The organism is Novosphingobium sp. BW1 (assembly GCF_008107685.1).
In the GTDB taxonomy this organism is placed as follows: Bacteria; Pseudomonadota; Alphaproteobacteria; order Sphingomonadales; family Sphingomonadaceae; genus Novosphingobium.
Map to the genome: position 1 here is coordinate 411,772 of NZ_VIRF01000078.1, position 13,150 is coordinate 424,921.

Genomic DNA, 13,150 nt, shown 5'->3' on the forward strand with positions numbered 1-13,150 from the left:
GTCTCGCCCCATCAAGGTAGGATGGCGGCCGACCTGTTCTTGATTGGCAGCGCATGTTCTGTTGCCGGTTCGGAAAGCAGGTCGGCAACCATCTCGCGCGAAGGCATCGAGGGCGCGGCCCCATGCGAAAGGGTGGAGAGCGCCGCCGCCGCGCAGGCGAAGGGAACCGCCTGTTCGAGCGTGCGCCCCTCGTCAAGAAGCGCGGCCAGCGCCCCGCAGAAACAATCCCCCGCGCCCACTGTGTCGACTGGCTGCACCGGGATCGAGGGCACATGGATGAGACTCTTCTGGCGCACGATCAGCGCGCCGGCCGCGCCCAGCGTCACGATCGCGGCCTGATCCTCGCGGCAGAACAGCGTGCGCGTGCGTGCCGCTAGAGCCGTCATCTCGGCGTCCTCGCCCGGCAACAGCGCGCTCACCTGCGCCGCCGGCGCGTAGACGTCGAGTTCAGGACGGTTAAGGACAAGGATATCAACGTGCGGGAACAGGGCCTTGGCCTCGATCAAGGCAGGGGCGGTGTTGATAATGCGCAGCGCCCGACTCCCGGCAAGAAGTGAGGCGAGCGCCGGGATCGGCACCTCGAGCTGCGAGAGCAATACCCCACTCTCCACTGGCGCGCAGCCTTCCAGACGCGCATTGGCGCCCGAGATGACGATAATCTGGTTTTCGCCCAGCGCATCGACCGCGATGTAGGCGGTGCCCGTCGCCTCGCCGGGAAGCGTGCGGATGCCTCCCACGTCTATGCCTTCTATGGCCAGACGCTGGACCATCCATTTGCCCGATTCGTCCTCGCCGACCGCGCCGACGAAGTGGACCTGCGCGCCCATGCGGGCCGCTGCCACGCCCTGGTTGGCGCCTTTCCCCCCCGGCAGGCGAGCGGTAGCTTCTGCCAGAACCGTTTCGCCCGGCAGCGGCAGGCGCTGGAGCGAGGTGATGATATCAATGTTGATCGAACCAACGATGTGAACAGCCAAGCGCGCGCCCCGTCCCGTTACCCAAAAAACCTTGCCGAAAATGCCTCGATTGGCATTGCAGCCCGAGTGGTGCAGCATGGGTTGCGCACGCTGGTCAAGCGCGGCCACGGGCGGTGCGCCCTCGCACAAGATTTGCGGGCGCCAGCGCAAAGAGAATGCACGGGATCACTACCTAGTCTCGGCGCCAACAAGGAGACCTCAGACATGACGAACTGGCTTATCACGGGCATCGGCGGCGGGCTTGGCCGCGAACTGTCGAAAGCCGCCCTAGCGCGCGGGGACACGGTCGTGGGCCTCACCCGCAAGCGCGAGGATACGGAGCTGACCGCGCTCGCGCCCGAGCGCATGCACATCGTCCAGATCGATCTCGCCGACGAAGCCTCGGTCGAAGCGGCCGTCGCACGCGCGCAGATACTAACCGGCGCCATCGACCGGCTCGTCAACAACGCAGGCTACGGCCTGGTCGGCGCGATCGAGGAAGTCTCCATCGAAGAGGCCCGTGCGCTCTTCGAAATCAACGTCTTCGGCGCCCTGCGCATGATCCGCGCCGTGCTGCCCGCGATGCGCGCGCAAAAACGCGGCCACATCGTCAACGTGACATCGGTCAGCGGCCATGCGCCCTGGGCCGGAACCGGCATCTACGGAGCCAGCAAGTACGCTCTTGAATGCATCGGGCAGACGCTTGCCCAGGAAGTCGCACCCATGAACATCGGCGTCACCAACGTCGCGCCGGGCGGCATGCGCACCGAGTTTGCAGGCGGCAGCCTCATCGTCGCCGCGCGCGACATTGCCGAATACGACGAGGTCGCCCACTTCGCCCGTCGCTCGCTGACCGAAAATGCAGGGGCGGAGGCAGGCGATCCCGCCCGCGCCGCGCAGGCCATCCTCGCAGCGCTCGATGCTCCCGAGCCGCCGCTGCATCTGCTTCTGGGCGAGGATGCGCTCCATTACGCCAGCGATCAGCACGCCCGCGTTGCACAGGACATGCAGACCTGGGAAAGTCTCGCGCGCTCCATCGCATTTGCCAAGGCGTGATGCATCCGTTCCACCTGCCCGACTGGGCCGTCGCGCGCGGACAAGGCTTCAACCGCTTCGACGCGCTCGAACCGGGCGCGACCGCGCTTGTCGTGATCGACATGCAGAGCGCTTTCGTGGGCGAAGGCGAAGTTTTCGGAAAGGCGAGTTCGCGCGCCACGATCCCTACGATAAACGCGCTGTGCTCCGCCTTCCGAACCCTCGGCGCGCCGGTGATCTGGACGCGCCAGACCGTCAGCGAGCGCGCACCGCTGGCCATGCCCAGCTGGCAATACGATCTCACCGATCCCGAGGTCGTCCGTGCGATCAACGCCCTGCGGCCCGGAAGTCCGTCCCACGCACTGCATCCTGCGATGGACTTTCATGAGGGCGACGCCCTTCTCGACAAGTATCGCTATGGGGCCTTCTCGTGCCCCGATGGCGCGCTTGCCCGGGCACTGGCGCGGCGCGGGATCGAGATGGTGGTGCTGGTCGGTACGCTCACCAATGTCTGCGTGGATTCAACCGCACGCGAAGCCAACATGCGCGGCTACAAGGTGCTGGTTGTCGCCGATGCCTGCTCGGCCGTCACAGATGCCGAGCAGGACGCCGCGCTCCTCAACCTTCGGCTCAACTTCACCGACGTGAAGCCCTGGGCGCAGGTCCTGCAAATGACGAAGGGCGCCGCTCCTTGAGGAACAGCGCCCTTGCAGTTGGGACCTCTCTACCCCGCGTTCACTCGATGACGCGCGGGACGGACATGCCATAGATGTCGAAGTGGGCTTCGGGATGCTCGGACGCGGCATCGCGGGGAGCCGAGCGGACCTGGACAACTCCGTTCTTGCCGAACCCGTCGACCACTGGTCGCCCGGCATCGCGGCTTAGCCAAAGGCGCAGCAAGTGACGGCGGCGCTGGGGTTCGGGATAGTCCCAAAAGGTCGTGCGCGCATGAAGCGCCGCGTAGTTCGAGAGCCACTGGATGTCGCCGGGGCGGAAATCCATCTCGATCGCCATGCCCTCCTCGTAGGTGATCGTGTCGAAGAGTTCGAGCACCTCGATCTGCTCGGGCGTTAACCGGGGCACGCCCTCATACTCCTGCGCGGTCAGGATGTAGAGCGAGCCCGCGTACATCGAAAACACGCCGTCGACCAGGCTGACGATGGGCGAGGTGTATGTGTCGGCAGGCGCGCTGTGGTCCTGCTTGCGCCAGTCCCAGTGGAAGGGCTCGAGCAGAAGCGGAGCCAGATCGGGACGGCGCTTCAGGATCTCGTTGTAGATCTGCGCGCCCGAAACGAGGCACGAGGCGCCCCCTTCCTTGGCCGGGCGCAGGCACATTAGCGAAACGATGTCCGAGCTGTCCGAGTGATAGACCAGCTTGTCGCGCACCTTGGCTGACAAGGCGGTCGGATCGTCCATGGTCTTGTCCGAGGTCGCATAGACATGGTCGATGAGGTCGCCCATCTCGTTCTGGCGGATCGGATCGCCCATGTGCAGGCCGAGAATATAATAGATCGCCGCGGAAAAAGCATCCGAATAGAGATAGGTGCGAAGACCGCGCACGAGCACGAAACCGCGCCCGTAGTCAACGTCCGCGCCCCATTCGTTCACCGCATCAGCACAGGCGACGAGCGGGTAGTCCGAGGCCTGCACGGTCCGCAAGTCCGGGTTTTCATCCAGGAAACGCTTGCCCAGTTGCTCCAGCTCGAGGATCTGCGCATCGGAAAGAAGGTAGATCCACTCCCCCGACTTCACCAGTTCATCGCCGCGCCAGGCAGCCGCGGTGGTAACCGGAGGAATTGCCTCCATCGACGCGGACGGATTGGTGGCCATGCGCTGATCCTTGCTCCTTGAACATGCAGTCTGTGTTTCGCGCAAACTAGCCGCACACCGAAGCAAAGACTTGTCGCGCGATGTTCAAAAAGTTGGGAAAGCCTTGAACTGGCGACCTCACCTCGCTCAGCCAATGCAGCTTGAGCAAGATGAGGTAGACGGTACGGGGAGCCCGAGGGCAATTCCCTCGGGCCCATTTCCATATTTCTGCCTTACGCCTCGAAGCTTTCCTTGGAGAGCGGCATCACGCGCACGCGCTTACCAGTCAGGACCGAAACCGCGTTGGCGACCGCGGGCGGAATCGCGGGTAGAGGCGGCTCACCGATACCGCCCATCTCCGCTCCGCTTTCCACGATCTTCACGTGGACCTTGGCCATCTGTTCGGGACGCAGGATCTGGTAGACATCGAAGTTGCGCGCAACCGGCATCCCGGCCTCGTACTCGGCGCCTTCGACAAGAACCTGCGAAAGGCCCAGCGCCACGGCCGAATTGACCTGCGCCTCGACAATCGCCGGGTTGACAATGCTACCCGGATCAATGGCCTCCCATACATCGTGGACCACGACCTGCCCGTCCTGGATCGAAACTTCGGCAACCGCCGCCGCTTCCGATCCGAAAGGCGAGGCCATCGCGATACCGCGCGCCCGGCGCGTGCCGTCCGCTGCCGTAAAAGGCCCACGCTTCCAGCCGCCCGAAAGCTCGACCGCCGCGTTGAGGAGCGTCGTCAGGCGTTCGTTGCCTTCCAGCAGTTTCAGGCGCAGCGCATAGGGGTCCTTGCCGCCAGCGTCGGCCATCTCGTCCAGGAAGCTCTCGTAGAAGAAGTCGTTCATCGAGTTGCCGACCGAGCGCCAGTAGGCCAGCGTGATCGGGTTCTTGACGTAAAGCTGAGCGATGCGGCGGTTGGGGATTGCATAGGACTTGGCGGTGATGCCCTCGAGCGCGGAGTCGTCGAGCTTTTCGCCGCGCTTGTTGGCAATGCCCTCACCCGGGCCCTCGCACACGCTGACAACATCCAGACCGACCGGCCAGCCTTCCGCATCGAGCGCACCCTTGAACTTGACGACGGCCATCGGGCGCATCGGATCGCGCAGGAATTCCTCCTCGCGGCTCCAGATCAGCTTGACCGGACGCCCCGTTGCCTTGGCGAGCGCGATGGCATGCGGATAGGGATTGCCCCAGGTGTACTGGAAGTGGCGGCCGAAGAAGCCGCCGAGCAAGGGACTGTGAATGTTGATCTTCTCGGGCGCCAGGCCGGTCTTGGCGGCAATTGCGGCCTGGAAGATCTCGGGTCCCTGGTTGGGCATCCACAGGTCCAGGCTGCCGTCGTCGTTGAAGCGCGCGAGCGTCGAGGGCGGCTCCAGCTGGGCGTGGTGAAGATACTGGCTGGTAAACTCACCTTCCACAACCTTGGCCGCCGAGGCAAAGGCCGCCGCACTGTCGCCAGCGCTCTCGGCTTCCTCGCCCCGCCCGGTCTGGCTGGAGAGGTGCTTCGTGAAGGCCTCGGTTGCGAAGTCGGCGGGCATGTAGCGCACGTCCGCGCTCTCGCCCGGGTCCTGCCAGTCTACATCGAGTGCGTCGGCGGCCTGGCGTGCGTGCCACCAGTACGGGGCGATCACAGCGACCGCGCCATCGAGCGTGTGCACCGAGTGGACGCCCGGCATCGCCTTCACCGCGGCCTCATTGCGGATCGCTCCGGGCTGGAGGCCGAGGCGCGGCGCGTGCTGGACGGCGGCCTGGAGCATGTTCTCGACCTGACTGTCGATGGCGTACATCGCCTGGCCGGTCGATTTGGCGTGCATGTCGATGCGCGCGACGGGTTTGCCTATCCAGCGGAATTCCTTGGGATCCTTCAGCGAAACCCGGCCTGCTTCGGGCACCCCCATGTCAAGCGCGCCTTCAGCCAGTTCGCCATAGCTGAGCGAACGGCCCGAGGCGGCGTGGATTACCTTGCCCGGCTCGGTGGTCAGCGTGTCGGAGCCGACGCCGAGGCGCTGCGCGGCCGCACTGACAAGCATCGCGCGCGCCGAAGCGCCCAGGCGGCGCATCGTGTCATAGCTGGTGCGCACCGACATCGAGCCGCCGGTGATCCGCATGGTTCCGCCGAACATGATCTGGAACACCTTGCCTGCAGGGGCCGCCTCAACATCGAAGACGGCAGGGTCCATGTCGAGTTCTTCGCCCACGATCTGCGCCATCGCAGTGAAAACACCCTGCCCGCCTTCCATGAAGGGGCTGAGGAAGCGCACGGTGTTATCTGGGCGGATTTCCAGGAATGCGGGCACGTCAAGCGCCTTTGGCGCGGGCGCTGCGGGCCCCTGCGCGCGGGCCGGACCGACGGGGATGCCGAAGCCCAGAACCAGCGCGCCGGTGGCCGCACCTGCGCTACCCAGAAGGAAGCGGCGGCGCGAGAGGTTTACAGGCTGCGCGGGCGCGGCGAAACGGTCATCGCCGCTACCGTTTGCGGCATCATCGAGAAAGATCCGGGCCATCAGGCGTTCTCCTGTCCGGCAAGGTCACTCAGCGCGGCGTGAATGGCGTTGTAGGTGCCGCAGCGGCACAGGTTCTGCATCGAGGCGCGCACATCCTCTGCGCTTGGCGCCGCGTTTTCCTTGAGCAGCGAGACCGCCGCCATGACCTGGCCCGACTGGCAGTAGCCGCACTGGGGGACTTGGTGCTTGACCCAGGCCGCGACGACCTTCTGGCCCACCGCGTCCTCTTCCATCGCCTCGATGGTGGAGACCTTGCTGCCTTCAAGGCTGCCGACCGGCGTCACGCACGAACGGGTGACCACGCCATCGACCAGCACCGAACAGGCACCGCACTGGGCGATACCGCAGCCGTACTTGGTGCCGGTCATGCCCAGCACGTCGCGAAGTGCCCACAGCAGCGGCATTTCGGGCTCAGCGTCGAGCTCGCGCATCTCGCCGTTAATCTCAAGCTTCATGGTCTTTCCCTTGATAATTTTGTCGGCTTCGTCGCCGTCCATCGCAGCGGAGGCGCGCACATGTCGTCCAACCCGGCCAAAAGGAATACGCAATCGTTTTGCACGAGACAACGCCCGAACGCAGGTACGCAATCCCTGGGCCTCTAGACAGTCCCCTGCCCCCGATCAATTTCCTTTCGAGCCCCTGAAAAAATGGCTCCCTCCCGGGGTATGAGACCACGGGAGAGAGCCGTTCAGGTCGTCAGAGACGGTATCCTCAGAACTTTTGCCCCCAGCGCAGGCCGAAGAACTGCGGCTTGATTGCGAAGGTGCGCGACGAGCCCGAGCAGAAGGTAATCGAACAGAAAGTGTTCCTGGTCAGCTGCCCGCGCTTGTCAAAGGCGTTCTGGATGAACAGGTCGAGCGTCCAGCCATCGCGCTTCAGGCCCGCCGAGAAGTCGAACGAGACGAAGCCGGGCGTATTGCCGAGCAGCGCATTGTTCGCAACGTTGAGGTCCTGCGTGGCGCCGGTCTGGTAATTGGCCGAGCCCATCAGGTAGGCGTTCATTCCCCCCATATAGGTATCGTACCGTACCGAGGTTGTGCCCTTGAAGCGGGGCTGGCGCGGCAGACGCGTGCCGTCCGCAGCCGCCACCTGCGGCGTGGGCGGGTAGGAATCGGGCACATAGGCTCCCGCCGTACAGCTGGAGAGTTGCGAGATCGACATCGCCACCGGATCGAGCGCGAAGTTGCAGAAGTTGCCCTTCAGCTTGGCATCGTTGAACGCGCCCGAGGACGAGATCGTAACGTCGCCCAGCTTCAGGTCGGCATCGTATTCAATACCCTTCACTTCGGCCTTGCCGGCATTGCCCGTCATACCAGCGCCCTGCGTGCCCGAAACGACGACGCTGTACTGTATGTTGTCCCAGGTCTCGTAATAGGCGGCCATGTTGAAGCGGAAGATGTTGCCCCAGGTCGTCTTGAAGCCGATCTCGTAGTTGGAGAGCGTTTCGGAATCGTAGGGCTGCACAGTCACCAAACCTACCCCGTTCACGCGCAGTGCACGGTTGTAGCCACCCGGACGAAAGCCGGTGGAGTAGGTGGCGTACACCATCTTGTCCGTATCGATCTGCCAGTCGAGCGCGACCTTGTGGGTCTCACCCGATTCCTTGTAAGAACCGTTGGCGTTGATGCACGAGAGGCGCTCCATCGGGAACGGCACCGAACAGCCCGCGCCTGCCGCCGAGGCCGCGACGCCGCTGAAGCCTTCCGACTTGAAACTGGTCCAGAAGAAGCGGATGCCACCTGTGACCTTCAGGGTCGGCGTGATGTCGTAGTGCCCTTCGGCGAAGAGCGCCTTGTCCTTCCAGTCGTTGTTGCGCTCGGACAGGTAGAAGGCATCGTACTTCACCGCACGCGAGCCCAGGATCATCGTGCCCATCGGATCGCCGTTGGGATTGATGACGTCGCTGGTGTCGAAGAACGGTATACCATCATCGCCCCAGGCGATGCCGTACATGCCCGGAACGCCCAGCAGACCACCTGCGACATCGCCGCCACCAGCTTGGGTGTAGCCCATCATGTCGGCAAGACCATGGGTCGCGTACTGGTCGTTCGTCTGCTCCTTACGCGACTGGTAGAAGCCGCCGAAGGTGACGTCGAAGGGCCAGCTCGACGGCGTGGTCACGCGCAGTTCCTGGGTGAACTGCTTGTCGCGCGTCAGGCCCTTATAGTACTGCTGCGGGTTGATGAGCCCGGTGCAGGCCATGTCCGCGCCCGCCCCCGAACAGCTCGCCGGATCCCAGAACTGCAGGTAGCTTTCGTAGCCGGGACCGAAACTGTCGTAGGTGACGGTGTAGTAGGTGTAGTCGTTGCGCAGGTTCACCTTGCGGTTGAAGTACCCCGTTGCCGAAACCAGGTCCCAGTCACCAATGTGGCCATGGATCGCAAGCTGCGCCTGATACCACTTGTCGTTCTGACGGGTGAGGTCGTAGTCGTGGACTTCCAGATCGCCCACGCGCGGATCGTAGCCGAAGTAGCCATAGGCGATCTGGCGCTGCGCGGTGACTTCGGGGCGGATTTCCCAGCCCGGTGCCGGCTCCCACAGGAGCTGCAGGCGCCCGCCCACTTCGTAAATCGGGTTGTAGTCGTTCTCGGCGATGTCACCGTTGTCGAGCGTATAGGTCGTCGCAGGGTTGAGATCGCCCAGTTCCAGCGCAAGCGAATCGCCCACGTTGTTGAGACCATTGTTCGCAACATTGTCGATGAAGCCGCCATCGTGGCGATAGTAGCCCATCGCGCGCACGGCGAGCGTGTCGCTCACCGGAATGTTGACGTAGCCCTCGATCTGCTGGCCAAAGTCACCTGCACCGTATTTGTTGAGCTCGGCGCTGTAACCCCACTCGAACGCGCCGATCTCGGGTTTCTTCGAAATGAAGCGGATCGTACCTGCCAATGAGCCTGCGCCATAGAGTGTGCCTTGCGGCCCCGAGAGCGCCTCGATGCGCTCGATGTCGTAGACGTGGATGTCGGGAAGGTCGGTGCCCGCGATGGGAATGTCATCAAGATAGTACCCGACAGAGGCATAGGCGCCGCCTGCGGGCACGATGCCGCGGAAATACGGGGTCTGACGGCCCGGCCCGAGCCCGGCGATGGTGACCGAGGGAAGCAGGTTCGCAAAGTCCGAAAGGCCATTGATCTGGCGCGCCTCCAGCTTTGCCTCGCCAAGCGCCTGGATCGAGATCGGCACCTTCTGGACGCTCTCGGAGGTGCGGGTCGCGGTCACGACGATATCGCCGAGCGAAGACTGCGCCTGGGGCGCGGCTTCCGCTGCCGGCGCAGGCACTTCGGGGGCCGCCGCCGGCACATCGCTCTCGGCGTAAGCCGAGCCGGCCCCCGCCAGCGGCGCAACAATCGCGGTCGTGGAAAGCAGGCACACAGCGTTCCACCGGCGCACACGGGTTCGAATACTCATACTGTTGGAGTCCCCCTATTTCCCTGAAATTCGTGCGTCTCCTCCCCCAAGAAGACTGCCCGCTTGGCGCCCCCCCCCCATTTTCACGAATAGTGTGCCCGCGACCTTTTGGCGGCCCTTGCAGACGCACGCCTCCTGCCCCGAGGTCACCCCCGGGTTCGCAGGTACAACTTGGACCTGCAAAGAACTCGTATTGAAAATTCGTCCGGACGCGTTCGCTCTTGCACAAACTTGAACGCCTGTCCTAGATTGAGTAAACCGACACGACCCGATCCTGTCAAGCGCCTATCGGCACGAATTTTGGAGCTTTATTTCGTGCTTGCCCAAGCCCGGGAAATGATGATCCTGAAGATGTGCATGTGCACACCTGAAAATGTTCGCAGCGCGTAACTTCACCCCCGCCGCGACGCCTTTGGAAATCAGGCCTGCCTCTTGCAGAAAGGACATAGACCGCCAGACCATGACCGGATCGACGACTGAGGCCGCCCGTCCCGTTTCGCCCGAACGCGCCCTGCTCCGCATCGCCGCGCTCGTCAGCAGCGAGCCAGCCCGCGCACTGGCCGAGGTCGAGAGCCTGCTGCAGACCGCGCCCGGCCTGGGCCCGGCCGAATTGCTTGCCTGCCAGGCGCTGCGCCAGCTTGGCCGCACGCAAGAGGCGCTATCCCGGCTCGAAACACTCGCTCGCCGTGACACCAAGGTACCTGCCGTACTCTGGGAACTGGCCCAGACCGCACTCGCAGCAAACGATCACGCGATGGCCATCTCCGCGCTCGAACGCCTGACCGCGCTGCAGCCCGGCATCAGCCACGGCTGGTTCCTCCTCGCCAGCGAACTGCGCAAGGCCGGACGAGCAAAGGACGCCTGGCGCGCGGACATCTCGGGCGTCCACGCCTCGGCGGGTGATCCCGAACTGGTCAACGCAGCGCTTGCCATGAACAAGGGACGGCTGGACGAAGGCATTGCCCTGCTGGAAGCCCGCGCGGGGCGGGGCGGCGAGGATGCCCCCTCGCTGCGCTTGCTGGGCGAACTGCACTGGCGCAAGGGCAACATGAGCGAGGCGCTCGACTACGCCGGCCGCGCACTCGAACGCGCGCCGGGTTTCGACCGCGCCCGCGACTTCCGCATCCGCCTCCTGCTCCAGACCAACCGCCTGGACGAAGCGCGCCGCGAAGCCGAGATCCTGGTCGAATCGCCTCTCGAGAACCCGGCGCACCGCCTGCTCCTCGCCTCGGTGCTGGTGCGTCTGGGCGAACACGAGCACGCCCGCGATCTTTACCGCGCCCTGCTCGATTTCAAGGCCGACCAGCCCCAGCTCTGGCAGAACCTTGGCCATGTCCTCAAGACACTGGGCGAACAGGCCGAAGCGATCGCCGCCTACCGCGAGGCCGTTGCCCGCCAGCCTTCCATGGGTGAGGCTTGGTGGAGCCTCGCCAACCTCAAGACAGCCCGGCTCGGAGCCGAGGACATCGCCGCGATGGAGACCGCTCTTGCGACCTTGCCCGAGGACAGCGACGCGCAAGCCGAAGACCGTTTCCACCTGCACTTTGCGCTCGGCAAGGCGCTGGAAGATGCGAAGGACTATGGCGCCTCGTTTCGCCATTACGACCAAGGCAACCGCCTGCGCCGCGCCCGCGTGCCGCACGATCCAGAAGGTTTTTCCGCCGAAGTGGCCGCCACGGCGCAAACCTTTACCGCGGCCTTCATTTCCACGCTGGGCGATGGCGGCTGCCCTGCGCCCGATCCCATCTTCGTGGTGGGACTGCCACGGTCAGGCTCGACACTGGTCGAACAGATCCTCTCAAGCCACAGCCGGGTCGAAGGCACGCTCGAACTGCCCGACATGATGATCATCGCCAGCCGCCTTCAAGCGCGCGTCGATGAGGGTGATTTTCCCGATTTCAAGACCATGATCGCGAGCCTGACGCCGCGTGACCGGGTGCGCCTGGGCGAAGAATACCTTGAAGGCACGCGGGTCCACCGCAAGAGCGATGCGCCGCTGTTCATCGACAAGATGCCCAACAACTGGCAGCACGTCGGCCTCATCCGCACGATCCTGCCGAATGCAAAGATCGTGGATGCTCGCCGCCACCCAATGTCGTGCTGCTTCTCGGGCTGGAAACAGCACTTCGCGCGCGGACAGACTTTCACCTATGACCTCGCCGAAATCGCGCGTTACTACCGCGACTATGTGGAGCTGATGGCCGCTTACGATGCCGCCGCGCCGGGCGCCGTTCACCGCGTGATCTACGAGGATATGGTGCGCTCCACAGAGGCCGAAATCCGCCGCCTGCTTGGGTATCTCGACCTCCCCTTCGAGGAGGCCTGCCTCCAGTTTCACACTAACGCCCGCGCAGTGCGCACAGCCAGTTCCGAGCAGGTGCGCCAACCCATCTTTACCACAGGTCTCGACGCCTGGACCCACTACGCCCCCTGGCTCGCCCCCCTCGCAGAGGCGCTCGGCCCGGTCGAGGCGATCTACCCTGAGCCTCCCGGACGCTAAGAGCACTCCCACCCGCGGGACGGGCAAAACACTGTATTTACGTGCGCAGCAAAGGGGCCTAGGGCGCCCCTCCGGCCCCGTTTCGCCTCCTCGGAGAGAAGCAAGGCTGAGGGAAGAGGATCGACGGGCAACACGGCAAGGGAGAATGGCCATGCCCCGCAAAGCGGCAACCAACGAGAATCCCAAGCACACGGCCACCGAGCACCAGCGCCCCGGCGTTTACGCGCGCGGTGCGGACACGGTCGACACCATCATCAAGGCCGCGCTGCGCGTCATCATCGACGAGGGCGCAACCGCCTTCTCGATCCGCCGGATCGGCGCCGAGTGCGGCCTCAAGGTCGGCAATGTCAGCTACCATTTTCCCCGCAAGGAGTTGCTGGTGAAAGTCATGCTCGACGACATGATGGAGAGCTACCAGACCAAGCTTGACGACGATGTGCGTTTTGCCGACATCTCAGCCGAGGAGCGCCTGCGCCGCGTGATCCTGATGTGCCTGGAGGACATCTGTTCCAAGCGCACGACCCGCCTCTTCACCGAACTGTGGTCGCTCGCCAACCAGAGCGCGTTCATCGCCGAGCGGATCGAGGCCTTCTACAGCGACGTCCACGTCCAGATCGGCGAGCAGATCCGCGTGCTCAACCCCGCGCTCGAGGACGAAGACGTCCACGCCCTTGCGCTCTTCATCAGCGCGTCGATGGAGGGCACCACGCCCTTCCTGGGATACGAGAAGCCGTGGCGTTCCAAGATGCCCCAGATAATGGCGCTCAGCGTCGAGACCTTTATTCATCTTGCAAAGACACTGAAACCCGGTGACATTGCCGAGATGACCAAGGCGATCGATTTCTGACAAAGAGGACTTCGCAAATTCGCCGGGATGGGAGAGCGGTGACCTGATGGGACGTGCACGTGGGGGCGTGCATGCACTTGTGCACATC

At 64.2% G+C, this 13,150-nt stretch carries 9 protein-coding genes; 4 read left to right on the forward strand and 5 right to left on the reverse strand.

Features of this window, described 5'->3' with window-relative positions; translation table 11 throughout:
• Window positions 1-11: 11 nt before the first annotated feature.
• On the reverse strand, window positions 12-974 hold the full coding sequence (locus tag FMM79_RS14180; RefSeq protein WP_240339191.1) for a ribokinase: 963 nt from the start codon (window positions 972-974) through the stop codon (window positions 12-14).
• Between the two features lie 204 nt (window positions 975-1,178).
• Here FMM79_RS14180 and FMM79_RS14185 point away from each other — a divergent pair, with 204 nt between their 5' ends.
• Window positions 1,179-2,009: an oxidoreductase gene (locus FMM79_RS14185; protein ID WP_148628073.1), complete on the forward strand. Its 831-nt coding sequence runs from the start codon at window positions 1,179-1,181 to the stop codon at window positions 2,007-2,009.
• A complete protein-coding gene (locus tag FMM79_RS14190) occupies window positions 2,009-2,683 on the forward strand; it encodes a cysteine hydrolase family protein (RefSeq protein ID WP_148628074.1) in 675 nt (224 codons plus the stop codon). The genes FMM79_RS14185 and FMM79_RS14190 overlap by 1 nt, the downstream gene beginning before the upstream one ends.
• 40 nt (window positions 2,684-2,723) lie before the next feature.
• On the opposite strand, the gene FMM79_RS14195 is transcribed toward FMM79_RS14190, so the two are convergent.
• The 4 genes from FMM79_RS14195 to FMM79_RS14210 form a co-directional block, all read right to left on the reverse strand.
• Complete coding sequence (locus FMM79_RS14195) at window positions 2,724-3,818, reverse strand: TauD/TfdA family dioxygenase (protein ID WP_148628075.1); 1,095 nt, start codon at window positions 3,816-3,818, stop codon at window positions 2,724-2,726.
• A 212-nt stretch (window positions 3,819-4,030) separates the two neighbouring features.
• The gene (locus FMM79_RS14200) at window positions 4,031-6,307 is read right to left on the reverse strand and encodes a xanthine dehydrogenase family protein molybdopterin-binding subunit (protein WP_148628076.1); all 2,277 of its coding nucleotides are present in this window, start codon (window positions 6,305-6,307) and stop codon (window positions 4,031-4,033) included.
• On the reverse strand, window positions 6,307-6,762 hold the full coding sequence (locus FMM79_RS14205; protein WP_148628077.1) for a (2Fe-2S)-binding protein: 456 nt from the start codon (window positions 6,760-6,762) through the stop codon (window positions 6,307-6,309). Before FMM79_RS14205 ends, FMM79_RS14200 begins: the two co-directional genes overlap by 1 nt.
• 256 nt (window positions 6,763-7,018) lie before the next feature.
• Window positions 7,019-9,715, reverse strand: a complete 2,697-nt coding sequence (locus tag FMM79_RS14210) for a TonB-dependent receptor (protein WP_148628078.1) — start codon at window positions 9,713-9,715, stop codon at window positions 7,019-7,021.
• A gap of 460 nt (window positions 9,716-10,175) precedes the next feature.
• Between FMM79_RS14210 and FMM79_RS14215 the strand changes: the two genes are divergently transcribed.
• Window positions 10,176-12,215 carry a tetratricopeptide repeat-containing sulfotransferase family protein gene (locus FMM79_RS14215; RefSeq protein ID WP_148628079.1) on the forward strand — a complete coding sequence of 680 codons (2,040 nt, stop codon included), beginning with the start codon at window positions 10,176-10,178 and terminating at the stop codon, window positions 12,213-12,215.
• A gap of 151 nt (window positions 12,216-12,366) precedes the next feature.
• The gene (locus FMM79_RS14220; RefSeq protein WP_148628080.1) at window positions 12,367-13,062 is read left to right on the forward strand and encodes a TetR/AcrR family transcriptional regulator; all 696 of its coding nucleotides are present in this window, start codon (window positions 12,367-12,369) and stop codon (window positions 13,060-13,062) included.
• Window positions 13,063-13,150 lie beyond the last annotated feature (88 nt).

Excerpts from the sequence above, each read along its gene's own strand:
- FMM79_RS14205 (WP_148628077.1), bottom strand. The coding sequence starts at position 6,762 with ATGAAGCTTGAGATTAACGGCGAGATGCGCGAGCTCGACGCTGAGCCC.
- FMM79_RS14210 (WP_148628078.1), bottom strand. The coding sequence starts at position 9,715 with ATGAGTATTCGAACCCGTGTGCGCCGGTGGAACGCTGTGTGCCTGCTT.
- FMM79_RS14185 (WP_148628073.1), top strand. The coding sequence starts at position 1,179 with ATGACGAACTGGCTTATCACGGGCATCGGCGGCGGGCTTGGCCGCGAA.
- FMM79_RS14215 (WP_148628079.1), top strand. The coding sequence starts at position 10,176 with ATGACCGGATCGACGACTGAGGCCGCCCGTCCCGTTTCGCCCGAACGC.
- FMM79_RS14190 (WP_148628074.1), top strand. The coding sequence starts at position 2,009 with ATGCATCCGTTCCACCTGCCCGACTGGGCCGTCGCGCGCGGACAAGGC.
- FMM79_RS14200 (WP_148628076.1), bottom strand. The coding sequence starts at position 6,307 with ATGGCCCGGATCTTTCTCGATGATGCCGCAAACGGTAGCGGCGATGAC.
- FMM79_RS14195 (WP_148628075.1), bottom strand. The coding sequence starts at position 3,818 with ATGGCCACCAATCCGTCCGCGTCGATGGAGGCAATTCCTCCGGTTACC.
- FMM79_RS14220 (WP_148628080.1), top strand. The coding sequence starts at position 12,367 with ATGCCCCGCAAAGCGGCAACCAACGAGAATCCCAAGCACACGGCCACC.